The following is a 17343-nucleotide window of genomic DNA, read 5'->3' as shown; positions in this document are numbered from 1 at the left end:
TCTCCGGAACGTGGAATCTACCATTAACCAACCAACGGGTCGGTTAACCGATCGGTGCGGACAGGCGGGCTCGCTATAGTCGCTGATTTCATCGCATCGAACCACGAGGAACCGCCCATGGCCTACGAATTCATCCAGGTACGCACCGAAGGCGAACGCGTCGGCGTCATCATGCTCAACCGCCCCAAGCAGCTCAACGCCCTCAGCCCCGCGCTGATGGTGGAGCTGGGCCAGGCGCTGAAGGCCTTCGACGCCGACGACGCCATCGGCTGCATCGTCCTCACCGGCAGCGAAAAGGCCTTTGCCGCCGGCGCCGACATCGGCGCCATGGCCACCTACGGCTTTGCCGACGTGTACGGCGACGACTACATCACGCGCGACTGGGAAACCATCCGCTCCATCCGCAAGCCCGTGATCGCCGCCGTCAGCGGCTTCGCCCTGGGCGGCGGCTGCGAGCTGGCCATGATGTGCGACTTCATCATCGCCGCCGACAACGCGCGCTTCGGCCAGCCCGAGATCAAGCTGGGCATCATCCCCGGCGCCGGCGGCACCCAGCGCCTGCCGCGCGCCGTGGGCAAGGCCAAGGCGATGGACCTGGCGCTCACCGGCCGCATGATGAACGCCGACGAGGCCGAACGCGCCGGCCTGGTCAGCCGCGTGGTGCCGCTGGACAAGCTGATGGACGAAACCCTGGCCGCCGCGCTGAGCATCTGCGGCATGGGCCGCCTGGCCGTGATGGCCGCCAAGGAATGCGTCAACCGCGCCTTCGAGGGCACGCTGGCCGACGGCGTGATGTTCGAGCGGCGCATGTTCCACGCCCTGTTCGCCACCGAAGACCAGAAGGAAGGCATGGACGCCTTCGTCAACAAGCGCGCGCCGCAGTTCAAGCACCGTTGAGCCGAAGGCGTGCCGGTTTGCCCCTATAATGCTGGGCTTTCGGTGGTATAGCTCAGTCGGTTAGAGCGTGGGATTCATAACCCCAAGGTCGGTGGTTCGATTCCACCTACCACCACCAACCTTTCAAAATGCCAGCCCTTTGCGGCTGGCATTTTTTTGCCTGCTGGAAACTCCATGCCAGCCCTGCGCCCATCGGGATCACGCACCCGATGCGAACAAAACCGGATGTCTCAAAGCGCTCCACGGCATAAGGTTTTCCATATTCTCCCTATATGGACGAACACGGTGGTTCCCCGCGTTTTCCCGGGCGTTCACGACCCGTGACCGCGTGATACATTGCCCGCGGTTCAACGTCTGCCAGCCCTTCGCCAAAGCCTGCCCGTGCCCGAAGAAACCTCCACCCCGCCACGGCTCGAGCTGGTCGGCATCAGCAAGCGCTACCCCGGCGTGCTGGCCAACGACCAGGTTTCGCTGACGGTGCAGCCCGGCGAGATCCACGCCGTGCTGGGCGAGAACGGCGCCGGCAAGAGCACGCTGATGAAGATCATCTACGGCGCCGTCAAGCCCGACGCCGGCGAGGTGCGCGTCAACGGCCAGGCGGTGGCCGTGCGCAGCCCGCAGGAGGCGCGCCAGCTGGGCATCGCTATGGTGTTCCAGCACTTCAGCCTGTTCGAGACGCTCAGCGTGGCCGAGAACGTGTGGCTGGGCCTGGACAAGTCGCTGTCGCTGCCCGAGGTGGCGCGCCGCATTGCCGACACGGCCGCGGCCTACGGCCTGGACGTGGACCCCGAGCGCCCGGTGCACACCCTGGGCGTGGGCGAGATGCAGCGGGTGGAGATCATCCGCGCCCTGCTGGCCCACCCGCGCCTGCTGATCCTGGACGAGCCGACCTCGGTGCTGACGCCGCAGGCGGTCGACAAGCTGTTCGTCACGCTGCGCCAGCTGGCGGCCGAGGGCTGCTCCATCCTGTACATCAGCCACAAGCTGCACGAGATCCGCGCGCTGTGCACCGCCTGCACGGTGATGCGCGCCGGCCGCGTGACCGGCGTGTGCGACCCGCGGCAGGAGACCAACGCCTCGCTGTCGCGCCTGATGATCGGCGCCGAGCCGCCGCCGCTGGAGCACCACGCGCACACGCCGGGCCCGGTGGTGCTGGCCGTCAACGGCTTGAACCTGCCGCGCGAATCGCCCTTCGGCGTGGACCTGCAGGGCGTGTCGCTGCAGGTGCGCGCGGGCGAGGTGGTGGGCATTGCCGGCGTCTCGGGCAACGGCCAGCGCGAGCTGCTGTTTGCGCTGTCGGGCGAGGACCGGCGCGCGCCAGCAGCTTCCATAACCATAGCGAGCACCGCGGCCGGGGCACTGCGCCCGGCGCGCCGGCGCGCGCTGGGCCTGCACTTCGTGCCCGAGGAGCGCCTGGGCCGCGGCGCCGTGCCCGACATGAGCCTGGCGCACAACCTGCTGCTGACGCGGCGCGAGAGCGTGGGCCGCCTGGGCTGGCTGCGCGTGAAGGCGCTGCGCGCGCAGTCGGTGGGCATCATCGAGCGCTTTCGCGTCAAGGCCCATGGGCCGGACGCCCCCGCGCGCTCGCTGTCGGGCGGCAACCTGCAAAAGTACCTGATGGGCCGCGAGATCGACGCCAAGCCCCGGCTGCTGATCGTCTCGCAGCCGACCTGGGGCGTGGACGTGGGCGCCGCCGCGCAAATCCGCGCCGCGGTGCTGGCGCTGCGCGACGCCGGCTGCGCGGTGCTGGTGGTGAGCGAGGAGCTGGACGAGCTGTTCGAGATGAGCGACCGCCTGCACGTGATCGCCAGGGGCCAGCTGTCGCCCAGCCTGGCGCGCCAGGAGGCCACGGTCGAGCTGATCGGCCAATGGATGAGCGGGCTGTGGCCCGGCGCCGAAGCCGGCGCGGGCCCTGCGCAGGAGGTGGCCCATGCTGCGGCTTGAGCTGCGCCCCGCGCCCTCGCGCACCTGGGCCTGGGCCTCGCCCGTGCTGGCGCTGGCCATCACCGTGGTGCTGGGCGTGGCCCTGTTCTCGCTGATGGGCAAGGACCCGGTCAAGGGCCTGGGGGTGTTCTTCTGGGAGCCCGTCAAGTCGGTCTACGCGCTGGGCGAGCTGGGCGTCAAGGCCACGCCGCTGCTCATCATCGCGCTGGGGCTGGCGGTGTGCTTTCGCTCCAACATCTGGAACATCGGCGCCGAGGGCCAGTACATCATCGGCGCCATCTGCGCCGGCGGCATCGCCCTGCTGGCGGACAAGGACACGGGGCGCTGGATCGTGCTGGCCATCCTGCTGGCGGGCGTGCTGGGCGGCATGCTGTGGGCGGGCATCACGGCGCTGCTGCGCGACCGCTTCAACGCCGGCGAGATCCTGGTCAGCCTGATGCTGGTGTACGTGGCGGTGCAGGTGCTCAACTACTTCGTGTTCGGCCCCTGGAAGGACCCGGCGGGCTACAACTTTCCGCAGACGCGCACCTTCGAGGCCGTCACGCGCATTCCGCGCCTGATGGCGGGCTCGCGCGTGGGCATCGGCGCGCTGATCGGCCTGGCGGGCGCCGCGCTGCTGTGGCTGTACCTGTTTCGCACGCGCAGCGGCTTTGCCCTGCAGGTGGGCGGGCTGGCGCCGGCGGCGGCGCGCTACGCCGGCTTCTCGTCGCGCCGCGCGCTGTGGACGGCGCTGCTCATCTCCGGCGGCGCGGCCGGCCTGGCGGGCGCGCTGGAGGTGGCGGGCCCGTTGGGCCAGCTCACGCCCTTCGTGCCGGCCGGCTACGGCTTTGCCGCCATCATCGTCGCCTTCGTGGGCCGGCTGCACCCGCTGGGCATGGTGCTGGCGGCCATCCTGATGAGCATGTTCTACATCGGCGGCGAGCTGGCGCAGTCGCGCCTGGGCCTGCCCAAGTCGCTGACCGACGTGTTCCAGGGCCTGCTGCTGTTCTCGCTGATGGCCTGCGACACGCTGGTCAACTACCGCATCCGGCGCACGGCTGCGCGCCAAGGAGCCCGCTGATGGAGGCCTACCCGCTGCTGTTCGCGTCCACGCTGAGCGCCGGTACCGTGCTGGCGCTGGCCGCGCTGGGCCTGCTCGTCAACGAGAAGTCGGGCATCGTCAACCTGGGGGCCGAGGGCATGATGCTGTGCGCGGCCATCGCGGGCTTCGCCACCGTCATCCACACCGGCAGCGACTGGCTGGGCTTTGCCGCCGGCATGGCCGCCGGCGCGGTGCTGGCGGCGGCCTTCGGCGCCCTGGTGATCTGGCTCAACGCCAACCAGTACGCCACCGGTCTGGCGCTGACGCTGTTCGGCGCCGGCTTTTCGGCCTTTGTCGGCATCGGCTACGTGCAGGCCAAGATGCCCGAGCGCCCGCGCTTCAACTGGCTGGGCCTGGGCGACGTGCCCATCGTCGGCCCGGCGCTGCTGCGCCAGCACCCGCTGGTGTACGGCGCCATGCTGCTGTGCGTCGGGCTGATCTGGTTCCTGTACCGCACCCGCGCCGGGCTGGTGCTGCGCTCGGTGGGCGAGTCGCCCGAGTCGGCGCACGCGCTGGGCTACCCGGTGCGGCGCATCCGGCTGGCGGCCGTCGTCGCCGGCGGCGCGCTGTGCGGGCTGGCCGGCGCCTTCCTGTCCATCATCTACACGCCGCTGTGGGTGGAGGGCATGGTGGCCGGCAAGGGCTGGATCGCGCTGGCGCTGACCACCTTCGGCACCTGGCGGCCGGCGCGCGTGCTGCTGGGCGCCTACCTGTTCGGCGGCGTGACCATGCTGCAGTTCTACCTGCAGGGCCAGGGCGTGCAGATCACCAGCCAGCTGCTCACCGCCATGCCCTACCTGGCCACCATCGTGGTGCTGGCGCTGATCTCGCGCAACCCCACCTGGATCCGCGTGAACATGCCCGCCTCGCTGGGCAAGCCGTTTTACCCCGGCTGAACGGCGATCCCTAAAATGACCCCTTTTTCCACCCCCGTACCCGGAGGCTTTTCGATGATCGACCTGAACAAACGCACCGCCCTGCGCCTGGCGGCGCTGTCGGCCGCGGCCCTGACCCTGGCCGCCTGCGGCAAGAAGGAAGAGGCCGCGGCGCCCGCACCCGCCCCGGCGCCGGCGGCAGCGGCCGCCCCCGCCGCGGCCGAGCCGCTGAAGGCCGCCTGGATCTACGTCGGCCCGGTGGGCGACGGCGGCTGGAGCTTTGCGCACGACAACGCGCGCAAGGCGGTGCAAAAGGAGTTCGGCGACAAGATCGTCACCAGCTTCGTCGAGAACGTGCCCGAGGGCGCCGACACCGAGCGCGTGGCGCGCGACCTGGTGGCCCAGGGCAACAAGCTGATCTTCGGCACCAGCTTCGGCTTCATGGAGCCGATGGTGAAGGTCGCGGCCGACAACCCCGGCGTCAAGTTCGAGCACGCCACGGGCTACAAGTCCAGCGAGAACATGCGCACCTACGACAGCCGCACCTACGAGGGCGCGTACATGGCGGGCGTGATCGCCGGCGCCATGACCAAGTCCAACGTGCTGGGCGTGGTCGCCACGGTGCCGATCCCCGAGGTGGTGCGCAACGTCAACAGCTTCACGCTGGGCGCGCAGCTCACCAACCCCAACATCAAGACCAAGGTGGTCTGGATCAACGAATGGCACAACCCGCCCAAGGAGACCGAGGCCGCCACCTCGCTCATCAACGGCGGCGCCGACGTGCTGTTCCAGAACACCGACTCGCCCTCGGTGCTCAAGACCGCCGAGTCGATGGGCAAGCGCGCCTTCGGCTGGGACTCGGACATGACCGCCTACGGGCCCAAGGCGCACCTGGGCTCGGCCATCATCAACTGGGAGCCCTACTACAAGAAGTCCGTCTCCGAGGTACTGGACGGCACCTGGAAGACCGGCCCCAACCAGTGGTGGGGCGTCAAGGAAGGCGCCATCGACCTGGTGTCGGTGGCCGATGACGTGCCGGCCGAGACCAAGGCCAAGCTCGACGAGGTCAAGGCCGGCCTGAAGGCGGGCACCTACCACATCTGGAAGGGCCCGCTGCTGGACAACGACGGCAAGGAAGTGCTGGCCAAGGACCAGGTCGCCGACGACAAGTTCCTGGGCGGCGTCAACTTCTTCGTCAAGGGCGTCGAAGGCAAGGTGCCCGGCGCCAAGTAAGCGGCCAACGACCGGCTGGCATCCAGGCAACGGCGGGGCAACCCGCCGTTGCCTTTTGCGCCGCCGCCCGGCAACACCCATGGAGAACCCCGCATGAGCTGGAGCATGCCCCCCATCGCCCGCGCGCGGCTGCCCGCCCTGCTGGCCGCCATGCCCAAAGCCGAGCTGCACATCCACATCGAAGGCTCGCTCGAGCCCGAGATGGCCTTTGCCCTGGCCGCCCGCAACGGCATCACCCTGCCCCACGCCAACGCCCAGGCCCTGCGCCAGGCCTATGCCTTCGACGACCTGCAGAGCTTTCTCGACCTGTACTACCAGGGCGCCGGCGTGCTGCAGACCGAGCAGGATTTCTACGACCTGGCCCGCGCCTACCTTGCGCAAGCCGCTACCGATAACGTAGCAAATGCCGAAATCTTCTTCGACCCGCAGACGCACACTGCGCGCGGCGTGGCGATGGAGACGGTGATCCACGGCCTGGCCCGCGCCCGCGACGAGGCGCGGCGCGAGCGGGGCATCTCCAGCGCACTCATCCTGTGCTTTCTGCGCCACCTGAACGAGCGCGAGGCCTTCGAGACGCTGGAGCAGGCCCTGCCCTTTCGCGAGCAGTTCATCGGCGTCGGGCTGGACTCCAGCGAGCGCGGCCACCCGCCCGAGAAGTTCGCCCGCGTGTTTGCCCGCTGCCGCGAGCTGGGCCTGCACATCGTCGCCCACGCCGGCGAGGAAGGCCCGCCCGCCTACATCTGGCAGGCGCTGGACGTGCTGAAGGCCGAGCGCATCGACCACGGCGTGCAGGCCGTGCACGACGCGGCCCTGATGCAGCGCCTGGCCGCCGAGCGCATCCCGCTCACCGTCTGCCCACTGTCCAACCAGAAGCTGCAGGTGTTCCCCGACCTGTCCCGCCACAGCCTGCCGCAGTTGCTGGCCGGCGGGCTGTGCGCCATGGTCAACAGCGACGACCCGGCCTACTTCGGCGGCTACGTCAACGCCAACTTCCAGGCCGTGTTCGACGCCACCGGCCTGGATGCGCAAGCGGCGTACCAACTGGCTGCCAACAGCTTCGAGGCCAGTTTTGCCGACGCCGCGCAAAAGCAGCGCTGGATGCAGCAACTGCAGGAGTGCTTCGAGCGCGCGCACGACGCCGGCCGGTAAAATCGCCCATCGCAGCGCCGCCGCCCCGACGGCGCCGCGTCTTCATCCACTCGGGGCCATGTCGAGGACAACCATGTACAAAAACCTCGTGGCCGCGCTCGCGGCCGCCTGTTTTTTTGCTCCCCTGCACGCCCAGACGCCCACACGCGCGGCCTGGGTCTATGTCACCCCCATCCTGGACACCGGCTGGACGCACCAGCACGAGCTGGGACGGCTGGCGGTGCAAAAGGAATTCGGCCCCCAGGTCGTCACCACCCACGTGGACAACGTGGCCGAAGGGCCCGATGCCGAACGCGTGATCCGCGACCTGGCGCGCCAGGGCAACGACATCATCTTCACCACCAGCTTCGGCTACATGGAGCCGGCGCTGAAGGTGGCGCGGGAATTTCCGCAGGTGAAGTTCGAGGTCGTCACCGGCGTCAAGCGCGCGCCCAACGTGGCCACCGCCAACGCGCGCTATTACGAAGGGCGCTACCTGTCGGGCATCGCCGCAGGGCGCATGACGAAGACGGGCGTGGTGGGCTACGTGGCGGGTTTTCCCATCCCCGAGGTGCTGCAGGGCATCAACGCCTTCACGCTGGGCCTGCGCAGCGTCAACCCCAAGGCCAGCGTCAAGCTGGTGTGGCTCAACGAGTGGTTCAACCCGCCGCGCGAGCGCGACGCCGCCATGACCCTGATGGACCAGGGCGCCGACGTGCTGGCCTTCCACACCGCCTCCACCGCCGTCATGGCCGCCGCCGAGGAGCGCGGCAAGCTGGCCATCGCCTACCACTCCGACATGCGCGGCGTGGCCCCGCACGCGCAGCTGGCCGCCGTGACCCACCACTGGGAGGCCTACGACATCGCCCGCGTGCGCGCCATCCGCAACGGCAGCTGGAAAAGCGGTGACACCTGGGGCGGCGTGAAGGAGGGCATGGTGCGCATCGAGGCCTTCGGCCCCCAGGTACCGGCCAAGGTGCGCGACGAGGTGCTGGCGCGGCAAAAGGACATCGCCGCCGGCCTCCTGCATCCCTTTGCCGGACCCGTGACGGACAACACCGGCAAGCTGCAGGTGCCCAGGGGCCAGGTCCCCAGAGACGCGCAGATCCTGCAGATGAACTACCTGGTCGAGGGCGTGCAGGGCGCCCTGCCCAGGTGAGCGCCAGACTCAAGGCAAAATAGGCAGGTTGCGCACGGTGTTGCTGCGCAACCAGCTATCAATACATGAGTGAGGCCGCATGAGCATCAAGAGCGACAGGTGGATTCGCCGCATGGCGCAGGAGCACGGCATGATCGAGCCCTTCGAGCCCGGCCAGGTGCGCCAGGTGGATGGCCGCAAGATCGTCAGCTACGGCACCAGCAGCTACGGCTACGACATCCGCTGCGCGCCCGAGTTCAAGATCTTCACCAACATCCACAGCACGGTGGTGGACCCGAAGAACTTCGACGAAAAGAGCTTTGTCGACTTCACGGGCGACGTCTGCATCATCCCGCCCAACAGCTTTGCGCTGGCGCGCACGATGGAGTACTTCCGCATCCCGCGCAACGTGCTGACCATCTGCCTGGGCAAGAGCACCTACGCGCGCTGCGGCATCATCGTCAACGTCACGCCTTTCGAGCCGGAGTGGGAAGGCTACGTGACGCTGGAGTTCTCCAACACCACCCCGCTGCCGGCCAAGATCTACGCCGGCGAGGGCTGCGCGCAGGTGCTGTTCTTCGAGAGCGACGAGGTGTGCGAGACCAGCTACAAGGACCGCGGCGGCAAGTACCAGGGACAAGTCGGGGTGACCTTGCCCAAGACCTGAGTCACCCGCGCATCGCCAGCCGCGCGGCCGCCAGATCCCAGCCGGCCCAGCCGCAGCTCTTGAACAGCACCGGGCCCATCGATGCGCCGGGCGCCACGTCGGCCAGCGTGGGCATCGCCGCCACGTCCAGGCCGGCCTGCAGCAGATCGCCCGCCTCGTGCCCGGCATCGCGCGTATCCACCACGATGCGGCCCACCTCGGCCATGTGACGGCACAACTCCGGTGCCAGCTCCACCATCTGCGGCGTGAAGGCGCCCACGGCGGCGATGAACCCATCGGCACGCGGATGCGCGCGCAGCACCACGCCGCTGGCTGGCGTGCAGGTGACGGCCAGCGGGCAATCGGCCAGGGCGGCATCCGCATCGGGCGCCACCTCGGCCTGCAGGCCCAGCGTGCGCGCGTGATCGACCAGCGCCTGCGCGCTGGCGGCGCTGCGCGACGCGATCAGAAAGCGCCGCACCCCCAGCGCGGCGGCAAACGCCTGCAGGTGCGCGCGGCCCTGCACGCCTGCGCCCACGATCAGCATCGGCCCGGCTCGGTTGGGCGCCAGCCGGCGCGCGGCCAGGGCCGACACGGCGGCGGTGCGCCGCGCGGTGACGGTGGGGCCGTCCAGGATCAGGCGCCGCGCGCCGCTGGCCACGTCGAACACCGCCACGTCGCCCTGGATGGTGGGCGTGGCCGTGCCGACGTTGGCGGAGGTGAAGCTGATCAGCTTGGTCATGGCCACGCGCGCGTCGCGGGCCGGCATGACGAACAGCACGGCGCCGTGCGCGGTGGGCATGACGATGCGCTCGGGCACCCGCACGCTGGCGTCGCCCAGCAGCGCCTCGATCTCGTCCACCAGCGCGGGCCAGGGCAGGCGCTCGGCGGTTTCTTGCGCTGTCAAGGTACCGGCCATCAGTCCACCGCCCCCGCTCCGTGCCGCGCATCGTTCACCGTCGTCAGCGCCGTGCGGATGCCGATGCGCAAGCCCTCCACCATCTGCGCCAGCGGCATGCCGTGCGCGGTCTGCTCGGGCAGTGGCGGCACATGGATGAAGCCGCCGCGCGTGCGCGCAAAGCCGCGGGTGGTGGCCAGGTGGTGCATCAGTCCGTAGAAGACATGGTTGCAGACGAAGGTGCCGGCCGTCTGCGACACCTCCACCCCGATGCCGGACGCCTGGATGGCCGCGTGCATGGCCTTGATGGGCAGGCGCGAGAAGTAGGCCACGGGCGCATCGGCCACTACAGGGGTGTCGATGGGCCGTGCGCCCGCGTTGTCGGCGATGCGCGCGTCGTTGATGTTGATGGCCACGCGCTCCAGCGACAGCGCGCCGCGGCTGGCGGCCAGGCCCAGGCAGATCACCAGCGCCGGCCGGTGTTCGGCCAGCAGCGCGCGCAGGCGCGCCAGCGAGGCGCCGAACTGCGTGGGCAGCTGCGCCGCCACCACCGCGTGGCCGGCGATGCGCCGCCGGTGCAAGGCGCGCGCGGCCAGCCAGCTGGGGTTGATCGGGTCGCCGCCGAAGGGGTCGAAGCCCGTGAGTAACACCGGCTTGCATTCGACGGTCTTTTTTGGCGGGGTGCGGGATGAAGATGGCGCTACCATCACGCCAATTTAGCGCAAGCCGCGCGAGTGGGAGCCTGGCATGAGATGGGAAGGTCAACGCGAGTCGGACAACGTCGAGGACCGCCGCAGCGGCGGGGGCGGTGGCTTCGGCATTGGCGGGCGCAGCATCGGCATCGGCACCATCGTGCTGGCGCTGATCGGCTGGGGCGTGTTCGGCATCAACCCGCTAACCACCATCGGCGTGCTCTCGGGCGGCGGCGGCACGTCGCAGCAGCAACAAGGACCGGCCCAGGCCCCGCCCGCCAACGACAGGAACGCCGCCTTCGTCTCCACCGTGCTGGCCTCCACCGAGGACGTGTGGGGCCAGATCTTCCAGCAGGCCGGCCAGCGCTACCCGGCGCCCAAGCTGGTGCTGTACCGCGGCGCCACGCCCACGGCCTGCGGCACCGGGCAGTCGGCGATGGGGCCGTTCTACTGCCCGGGCGACCAGAAGGTGTACCTGGACATGGACTTCTTCGACACCATGACGCGCCAGCTGGGCGCGCCGGGCGAGTTTGCCCGCGCCTACGTGGTGGCGCACGAGGTGGGCCACCACATCCAGAACCTGCAGGGCATCACCGACAAGGTGGACAGCATGCGCGGGCGCACCAGCGCGGCGCAGCAGAACGCCCTGTCGGTGCGGCTGGAATTGCAGGCCGACTGCTACGCCGGCATCTGGGCCAACCGCTCCAACCAGGCCAAGCAGTGGCTGGACGCGGGCGACATCGAGTCCGCCATCAACGCCGCGCAGCAGATCGGCGACGACACGCTGCAAAAGCGCAGCCAGGGCTACGCCGTGCCCGACAGCTTCACCCACGGCTCCAGCGCCCAGCGTGTGCGCTGGTTCACGCAGGGCTACAAGACCGGCAGCGTGCAAAGCTGCGATACCTTCAACGCGCAGGGCCTGTGATGGCGCCGCGGCGAGATTAGAGCGCGCCGTCAGGCCCGAAACAGGCCGAAGTGCGACAATAGAAGGTTAATGACAAGCAAATACTCCGATCTGGCGCTGGCCGAGCCGCTCAAGCGCGCCGTGGCCGACATGGGCTACGAGACCATGACCCCCATCCAGGCGCAGGCCATTCCGGTGGTGCTGGCGGGCCAGGACGTGATGGGCGCGGCGCAAACCGGCACCGGCAAGACGGCGGCCTTTTCGCTGCCGCTGCTGCAGCGCCTGCTCAAGCACGAGACCGCCTCGCTCTCGCCCGCGCGCCACCCGGTGCGCGCGCTGGTGCTGCTGCCCACGCGCGAGCTGGCGGTGCAGGTGGCCGACCAGGTCAAGCAGTACGCCAAATACACGCAGCTGCGCAGCGCCGTGGTGTTTGGCGGCATGGACATGAAGCCGCAGACCGCCGAGCTGCGCCAGGGCGTGGAGGTGCTGGTGGCCACGCCGGGGCGCCTGCTGGACCACATCGAGGCCAAGACCGCCGTCCTCAACCAGGTCGAATACGTGGTGCTGGACGAGGCCGACCGCATGCTGGACATCGGCTTTCTGCCCGATTTGCAGCGCATCCTCAGCCACCTGCCCAAGAGCCGCACCACCCTGCTGTTTTCGGCCACCTTCTCGCCCGAGATCAAGCGCCTGGCCGAAAGCTATCTGCACGACCCCATCACCATCGAGGTGGCGCGCCCCAATGCCACCGCCTCCACCGTCGACCAGCACTTCTACCTGCTGGACGACGAGGACAAGCGCCGCGCCATCCGCCAGGTGCTGAAGGACAAGGAACTGCGCCAGGCCTTCGTGTTCTGCAACAGCAAGCTGGGCACGGCGCGGCTGGCGCGCGCGCTGGAGCGCGACGGCCTGAAGACCACCGCCCTGCACGGCGACAAGAGCCAGGACGAGCGTCTGAAGTCGCTCGAGGCCTTCAAGCAGGGTGAGGTCGACCTGCTGGTGGCCACCGACGTGGCCGCGCGCGGGCTGGACATCAAGGACGTGCCCGCCGTCTTCAACTACGACGTGCCCTTCAACCCCGAGGACTACGTGCACCGCATCGGCCGCACCGGCCGCGCCGGCGCCTCAGGCCTGGCCGTCACCCTGGTCACCCGGGGCGACCAGCGCCTGATGGGCGAGCTGGAAAAGCTGCTCAAGACCAAGATCGAGCTGGAGCACCTGGAGTTCGAGGGCGAGCGCCCGCACGGCCGCGCCAACGACGGCCGCCGCCGCTGGCAAGGCGAGGAAACCGGCGACAGCCGCGACGACGCCCGGCGCGCCCGCGGCGAGCGGCGCGGCACCACCCCGCGCGGCGCCCCCAGCGCCCCCGCCGACCCCTTCTTCAACCAGCCCTACACCGCCGAGGCCAGCGCCGAGCAGGCCCCGCCGGCCTGGGACACCCCCCAGCGCCCGCGCGCCGGCCGCTCGGCCAACATCAAGCCCAAGCGCGCCGTGGCAGCCCTGTTCAAGGCGCCCGAGCCGAGCACCGAGCCGGCGTCCTGAACGCCTGCCTGTTTCAAACCAAATAGGGCTACGGCCCGTATGCACAGAGCGCGAGCAGCTATATAAAAAATAGCTCACGCAGCCATGCCGTCATGGGCAGGGCCAGCGCGGCGTGCTTCATGCCCGGCCCGGCGCCTGCGCCTGCGCGCAGCGCACCTGGATGCGCTCGGCCACGCGGCCAGCGCCGTCCAGCCGCGCGGCGCTCAGGCATCCGCCCCACACGCAGCCGGTGTCCAGCGCAATCAGCCCGGGCCGCTCGATGGCGCCCAGCGTGGACCAATGGCCGAAGGCGATCGACTCGCCCGCCGTACGGCGCGCCGGCACGTCGAACCAGGGCAGGTAGCCGGGAGGCGCCGCCGCCGCCCCGCCCTCCTTGGTGGCGAACTCCATGCGGCCCTCGGGCGTGCAAAAGCGCAGCCGTGTGAGGGCGTTGACGATCACGCGCAGGCGCTCGGCGCCCTGCAGCTCGTCATGCCACCGGTCGGGCTGGTTGCCGTACATCTGCTGCAAGAACACCATCCAGTCGGCGCCGCGCAGCACCGCCTGCACCTCGCCAGCCAGGGCCAGGGTCTGCTCGGCCGTCCACTGCGGCAGCACGCCGGCGTGCACCAGCAGCACGCCCTGCTCGCGCTGCGCCAGCGGGCGCTGGCGCAGCCAGTCCAGCAGCGCGGCGCGGTCGGGCGCGGCCAGGACGTCGCCCACGGTGTCCAGCCGGTGCGGCGCGCGCGCGCCGCTGGCCAGCGCCAGCAGGTGCAGGTCGTGGTTGCCCAGCAGGCTCTGCCCGGCGGCGCCCAGCGCCACCAGCCGGCGCAGCACGGCCAGCGAGGCCGGCCCCCGGTTGACCAGGTCGCCCAGCACGATCAGCCGGTCGCGGCTGGGAGAAAACGCCGCCGCCGCCAGCAGCCGGCCCAGGGCGTCGTCGCAACCCTGCACGTCGCCGATAAGATAAAGTGCCATGGCCCAATTTTCCACCGGGCTCGCTCCCGGCCGGCATGGACTTCTTCCTGATCGTTTTTCTCACCCTGCTCAACGGCCTGTTCGCCATGTCCGAGCTGGCCGTGGCCTCCAGCCGCAAGGCCCGGTTGGCCGCCATGGAGGAAAGCGGCGACGCCGGCGCCACGGCCGCCCTGGCGCTGATGGAGCGCCCCACGCAGTTCCTGTCCACGGTGCAGGTGGGCATCACCTCGATCGGCATGCTCAACGGCATCGTGGGCGAGGCGGCCTTCAGCGGCCCGGTGGCGGCGTGGCTGGCCGAGCTGGGCCTGAGCCCGGGCGTGGCCTCGTTTGCCGGCACGGCGCTGGTGGTGGCGATCATCACCTTCACCACCATCGTGTTCGGCGAGCTGGTGCCCAAGCGCATCGGCCAGATGTTTCCCGAGGCGGTGGCGCGCTGGATCGCCCGGCCCATGACCTGGCTGGCGCGCCTGGCCAAGCCCTTCGTGTGGTTGCTGTCGGTGTGCACGCAGGGCATGCTCAAGCTACTGCGCATCGACGAAACACAGGGCCGGCGCGTGACCGAGGAGGAAATATCGGCCAGCCTGGAAGAAGGCGTGGACGCCGGCCTGATCGAGGCGCACGAGCACCAGATGGTGCGCAACGTGTTTCACCTCGACGACCGCCCTTTGACCTCGCTGATGGTGGCGCGCGGCGACATCGACTGGCTGGACGCCGGCCTGAGCGTGGCGCAGGCGCTCGATTATGTGGCGCGCCACGGTGAAAACAGCGTCCATTCCTGGTATCCGGTTTGCCGCAATGGCCTGGACGAGGTCAAGGGCGTGATATCCGTGGCGCGTCTGCTCGCCTTGGGCCCGCATGTCGACGGCCCCATCGATACCCATGCCGAGCCGGCCCGATTCCTGCCAGAAACCCTGAGCGGGCTGGAAATGCTGGAGCAATTGCGCGCCAGGTCAGGGCGGCTGGCCTTTGTGGTGGATGAATATGGCGTGGTGCAGGGCATGATGACGCCACACGATTTGCTGGAAGCCATTACGGGGGAATTGAAGCCGGACGCCGATGTCGAAGCCTGGGCCACGCCCACGCCCGATGGCAGCTGGCTGCTGGACGGGCTGATGCCGATCAGCGAACTGAAAGCCCGGCTGGATATCGATGAATTGCCGGCAGAAGACAAAAACCGCTACAACACCCTGGGCGGCCTGCTGATGTCGGTGCTGGGCCGCATGCCGCAGGCCGGCGAGCAAATCGAATGCGCGGGCTGGATTTTCGAGATTCGCCGGATGCAGGGCCGGCGGATTGATAAAATCAAGGCTCACCCTGCGTTGGTGGCCGATACCGAAATATGAAAATGTTACTGATCGTTTGGCCTTGAATATCGCCCTTGCGGTGATATATTCTGGCTCCTTTCATTTCACGGGATTCAATGATTATGGCGAGTTACAAGGAACTGCTGCAAAAGCAGAAAGAACTGGCTGTTCAAATCGAGGAAGCGCGCAAGCGCGAGATTGCCGACGCCGTGCACAAGGTGCGCGAACTGGTGGCCGAATATGGCCTGACGGCGCAGGACGTGTTTCCGAGCCGCCGCAGCGGCAAGGCCGCATCCGCCGGCAAGGTGGCGCCCAAATACCGCGATCCGGCCACCGGCGTGACCTGGACCGGCCGCGGCAAGCCCCCGCGCTGGATCGAGGGCAAGGACCGCAGCGCTTTCGCGATTGCCTGACCCCGGTTCGCTGTACCGATGGCAGGGCGCCTAGTCCAGTGAAACGGTGAAATCGGGTGTGCGTGAATGCCTGGCAGGGCCGCAATCGAGGCGTCGGGCGCAGCCGGGTTGGACACCCGGCGAGCACGGCAACGACGAGTGCGGCCCTGCCAGGCATTCACCCGAAGGGCTGGAGCCGCAACAGGCGCATGCCGGCGTTGCGCACCTTGCCAAGGCAGCCAGCCTTGGCTGCGGCGCGCGCCTTGTCCTGCACCTGTTGCGGTTCCAGCGCACAGCCGATTTCACCGTTTCACTGGACTAGGGGCGCCCTTGTTTTTCATCCAGCCTCGCGCCCCATGGGGTTGCGCCCGAAATGGGATAATTCACACTTCGCGCAACAGGAAGCACCATGACGGATTCAAACACCCAGCAACGCATCGAGCAGCTCGTCAAAGGTCATGACCTCGTACTGTTCATGAAGGGCGACGCCCATTTTCCGATGTGCGGCTTTTCGGGCCGCGCCGTCCAGATCCTGAAGGCCGTCGGCGTCGACACCGGCGCGCTCACCACCGTGAACGTGCTGGAGGACGAAGCCATCCGCCAGGGCATCAAGGACTACAGCCGCTGGCCCACCATTCCCCAGCTCTACGTCAAGGGCGAATTCATCGGTGGCGCCGACATCATGATGGAGATGTACGAGTCGGGCGAGCTGCAGCAGCTGGTGGGCGCCAACGCCGCCTGACACCACCCTCTCGCTGAGCCCAAAAGCAAAACGGACGCCTGAGGCGTCCGTTTTTCATGGCCGCCGCGCCGCCTCAGGCGCGCGTGTCGCCCGAGACCACCGCCGATGCGGGCGTCTCGGGCTCGGATGCAGCAGGTGCTGCCGCCGCCGGCACCGCTCCTTCGGAAGCGGGTGAGGCTGGCTCGGACGCGGCCGGTGCCGCTGCCGGCGCTGCGGGTGCCGCCTCGGCGGGCGCCGATGCCGGCGCGGAGGCCGCCGGCGGGGTGGCGCTGCCCTTGTCCTTGCCGCAGTAGCTCAGGCCAAACAGCGCGGCCAGCACCACCACCACCCAGGGCAGCCAGCTGAGCAGGCCGCCGCCGATGCCGCCGGAGGTCAGCTCCGCCGGGGCCGGCGCCGCCAGCAGCTGCTGACCGGCCTCGGCCAGGCTCTGCACCTCGGGCGGCAGGCTGGAGGGCATGCTGCCACCCGGCGTGAGTTTGCCCACCAGGGCCGGCAGCAGGTAGCCCAGGGCCGAGGTCACGTTGTCGCGCCCCAGTTCCAGCTTGCCGCTGATCAGCGACAGCAGGCCGCCGCTGGAGCCCAGCACCGTCTCGAGCTGGCTGTTGCCGATCGGCTGGGCGCTGGGCCCGCCGCCCAGCCAGGACTGGATGACCGGCCCCAGCCCGGCAGCCTTGAATTTTTCGAGAAAGCCAACCAGCCCCCCGCTGTCTTTGGCCGTCATGTAGGCCAGCAGCATCTGCAGCACCGGCAGCGCCTTGTCACCCAGGCCAAAACGCACGGCCGCCTCGCGGATCAGCACCTCATACATCACGAACCTCGCTCGTCAGCAGTTATGGAAAGGGGCGGCGCCCCGGAACCCCGGCGCGGCCGCACCCCCGAAAAAATTATAGTCAGCCCCTCACGCCACCCCGAACGGCCTGCCTGGCGCGCGATTGCCCCTACACTGGCCCGGCGTGCCCGCCGCATCCTG

17 protein-coding genes and 1 tRNA gene are annotated in these 17343 nt (G+C 69.2%); 14 read left to right on the top strand and 4 right to left on the bottom strand.

Annotated features, from left to right (window positions below):
• The first annotated feature begins 117 nt into the window (after positions 1-117).
• The 9 genes from H6927_18360 to H6927_18320 all read left to right on the top strand — a co-directional run bounded on the left by H6927_18360 (position 118) and on the right by H6927_18320 (position 8963).
• Positions 118-897: an enoyl-CoA hydratase gene (locus tag H6927_18360; GenBank protein MCP5220044.1), complete on the top strand. Its 780-nt coding sequence runs from the start codon at positions 118-120 to the stop codon at positions 895-897.
• A gap of 41 nt (positions 898-938) precedes the next feature.
• Positions 939-1015, top strand: a tRNA-Met gene (locus H6927_18355).
• A gap of 257 nt (positions 1016-1272) precedes the next feature.
• Positions 1273-2841, top strand: a complete 1569-nt coding sequence (locus H6927_18350; GenBank protein MCP5220043.1) for an ABC transporter ATP-binding protein — start codon at positions 1273-1275, stop codon at positions 2839-2841.
• Positions 2828-3901 (top strand): ABC transporter permease, encoded by a 1074-nt coding sequence (locus H6927_18345; GenBank protein MCP5220042.1) that lies wholly within the window; start codon positions 2828-2830, stop codon positions 3899-3901. The genes H6927_18350 and H6927_18345 overlap by 14 nt, the downstream gene beginning before the upstream one ends.
• On the top strand, positions 3901-4818 hold the full coding sequence (locus H6927_18340) for an ABC transporter permease (GenBank protein ID MCP5220041.1): 918 nt from the start codon (positions 3901-3903) through the stop codon (positions 4816-4818). Before H6927_18345 ends, H6927_18340 begins: the two co-directional genes overlap by 1 nt.
• A gap of 54 nt (positions 4819-4872) precedes the next feature.
• Positions 4873-6030, top strand: coding sequence for a BMP family ABC transporter substrate-binding protein (locus H6927_18335; GenBank protein ID MCP5220040.1), 1158 nt, complete (start codon positions 4873-4875; stop codon positions 6028-6030).
• A gap of 93 nt (positions 6031-6123) precedes the next feature.
• Positions 6124-7179 (top strand): adenosine deaminase, encoded by a 1056-nt coding sequence (locus H6927_18330; protein MCP5220039.1) that lies wholly within the window; start codon positions 6124-6126, stop codon positions 7177-7179.
• 73 nt (positions 7180-7252) lie between these two features.
• The gene (locus H6927_18325; protein ID MCP5220038.1) at positions 7253-8317 is read left to right on the top strand and encodes a BMP family ABC transporter substrate-binding protein; all 1065 of its coding nucleotides are present in this window, start codon (positions 7253-7255) and stop codon (positions 8315-8317) included.
• A gap of 79 nt (positions 8318-8396) precedes the next feature.
• The gene (locus tag H6927_18320; protein ID MCP5220037.1) at positions 8397-8963 is read left to right on the top strand and encodes a dCTP deaminase; all 567 of its coding nucleotides are present in this window, start codon (positions 8397-8399) and stop codon (positions 8961-8963) included.
• A 1-nt stretch (position 8964) separates the two neighbouring features.
• On the opposite strand, the gene H6927_18315 is transcribed toward H6927_18320, so the two are convergent.
• Positions 8965-9861, bottom strand: a complete 897-nt coding sequence (locus tag H6927_18315) for a delta(1)-pyrroline-2-carboxylate reductase family protein (protein ID MCP5220036.1) — start codon at positions 9859-9861, stop codon at positions 8965-8967.
• Positions 9861-10547 (bottom strand): pyroglutamyl-peptidase I, encoded by a 687-nt coding sequence (gene pcp, locus H6927_18310; protein ID MCP5220035.1) that lies wholly within the window; start codon positions 10545-10547, stop codon positions 9861-9863. The genes H6927_18315 and pcp overlap by 1 nt, the downstream gene beginning before the upstream one ends.
• Before the next feature lie 40 nt (positions 10548-10587).
• On the opposite strand from pcp, the gene H6927_18305 reads away from it, so the two are divergent.
• Complete coding sequence (locus H6927_18305) at positions 10588-11457, top strand: neutral zinc metallopeptidase (GenBank protein ID MCP5220034.1); 870 nt, start codon at positions 10588-10590, stop codon at positions 11455-11457.
• Positions 11458-11526: 69 nt separating this feature from the next.
• Entirely contained in the window at positions 11527-12978 is a 1452-nt protein-coding gene (locus H6927_18300; GenBank protein MCP5220033.1) for a DEAD/DEAH box helicase, read from the top strand.
• A 117-nt stretch (positions 12979-13095) separates the two neighbouring features.
• On the opposite strand, the gene H6927_18295 is transcribed toward H6927_18300, so the two are convergent.
• A complete protein-coding gene (locus H6927_18295; GenBank protein MCP5220032.1) occupies positions 13096-13935 on the bottom strand; it encodes a symmetrical bis(5'-nucleosyl)-tetraphosphatase in 840 nt (279 codons plus the stop codon).
• Between the two features lie 35 nt (positions 13936-13970).
• Between H6927_18295 and H6927_18290 the strand changes: the two genes are divergently transcribed.
• The 3 genes from H6927_18290 to grxD all read left to right on the top strand — a co-directional run bounded on the left by H6927_18290 (position 13971) and on the right by grxD (position 16373).
• Complete coding sequence (locus tag H6927_18290) at positions 13971-15278, top strand: HlyC/CorC family transporter (GenBank protein ID MCP5220031.1); 1308 nt, start codon at positions 13971-13973, stop codon at positions 15276-15278.
• Positions 15279-15361: 83 nt separating this feature from the next.
• Positions 15362-15652 (top strand): H-NS histone family protein, encoded by a 291-nt coding sequence (locus tag H6927_18285; GenBank protein MCP5220030.1) that lies wholly within the window; start codon positions 15362-15364, stop codon positions 15650-15652.
• Between the two features lie 388 nt (positions 15653-16040).
• Positions 16041-16373, top strand: coding sequence for a Grx4 family monothiol glutaredoxin (gene grxD / locus H6927_18280; GenBank protein MCP5220029.1), 333 nt, complete (start codon positions 16041-16043; stop codon positions 16371-16373).
• Positions 16374-16446: 73 nt separating this feature from the next.
• Here the strand turns inward: grxD and H6927_18275 are convergent, their stop codons facing one another.
• Positions 16447-17181: a DUF937 domain-containing protein gene (locus tag H6927_18275; protein MCP5220028.1), complete on the bottom strand. Its 735-nt coding sequence runs from the start codon at positions 17179-17181 to the stop codon at positions 16447-16449.
• Positions 17182-17343: the final 162 nt, after the last annotated feature.

Source organism: Burkholderiaceae bacterium, from assembly GCA_024235995.1.
Taxonomy (GTDB): Bacteria; Pseudomonadota; Gammaproteobacteria; order Burkholderiales; family Burkholderiaceae_C; genus Ottowia.
The sequence above is the reverse complement of the archived record's forward strand: the minus strand, read 5'-3'. Positions and strand labels throughout refer to the sequence as shown.

Coding starts and splice junctions, on each gene's coding strand:
- H6927_18295 (MCP5220032.1), bottom strand. CDS start 13,935: ATGGCACTTTATCTTATCGGCGACGTGCAGGGTTGCGACGACGCCCTG.
- pcp (MCP5220035.1), bottom strand. CDS start 10,547: ATGGTAGCGCCATCTTCATCCCGCACCCCGCCAAAAAAGACCGTCGAA.
- H6927_18325 (MCP5220038.1), top strand. CDS start 7,253: ATGTACAAAAACCTCGTGGCCGCGCTCGCGGCCGCCTGTTTTTTTGCT.
- H6927_18285 (MCP5220030.1), top strand. CDS start 15,362: ATGGCGAGTTACAAGGAACTGCTGCAAAAGCAGAAAGAACTGGCTGTT.
- H6927_18335 (MCP5220040.1), top strand. CDS start 4,873: ATGATCGACCTGAACAAACGCACCGCCCTGCGCCTGGCGGCGCTGTCG.
- H6927_18360 (MCP5220044.1), top strand. CDS start 118: ATGGCCTACGAATTCATCCAGGTACGCACCGAAGGCGAACGCGTCGGC.
- H6927_18290 (MCP5220031.1), top strand. CDS start 13,971: ATGGACTTCTTCCTGATCGTTTTTCTCACCCTGCTCAACGGCCTGTTC.
- H6927_18320 (MCP5220037.1), top strand. CDS start 8,397: ATGAGCATCAAGAGCGACAGGTGGATTCGCCGCATGGCGCAGGAGCAC.
- H6927_18315 (MCP5220036.1), bottom strand. CDS start 9,861: ATGGCCGGTACCTTGACAGCGCAAGAAACCGCCGAGCGCCTGCCCTGG.
- grxD (MCP5220029.1), top strand. CDS start 16,041: ATGACGGATTCAAACACCCAGCAACGCATCGAGCAGCTCGTCAAAGGT.
- H6927_18340 (MCP5220041.1), top strand. CDS start 3,901: ATGGAGGCCTACCCGCTGCTGTTCGCGTCCACGCTGAGCGCCGGTACC.
- H6927_18305 (MCP5220034.1), top strand. CDS start 10,588: ATGAGATGGGAAGGTCAACGCGAGTCGGACAACGTCGAGGACCGCCGC.
- H6927_18275 (MCP5220028.1), bottom strand. CDS start 17,181: ATGTATGAGGTGCTGATCCGCGAGGCGGCCGTGCGTTTTGGCCTGGGT.
- H6927_18345 (MCP5220042.1), top strand. CDS start 2,828: ATGCTGCGGCTTGAGCTGCGCCCCGCGCCCTCGCGCACCTGGGCCTGG.
- H6927_18330 (MCP5220039.1), top strand. CDS start 6,124: ATGAGCTGGAGCATGCCCCCCATCGCCCGCGCGCGGCTGCCCGCCCTG.
- H6927_18300 (MCP5220033.1), top strand. CDS start 11,527: ATGACAAGCAAATACTCCGATCTGGCGCTGGCCGAGCCGCTCAAGCGC.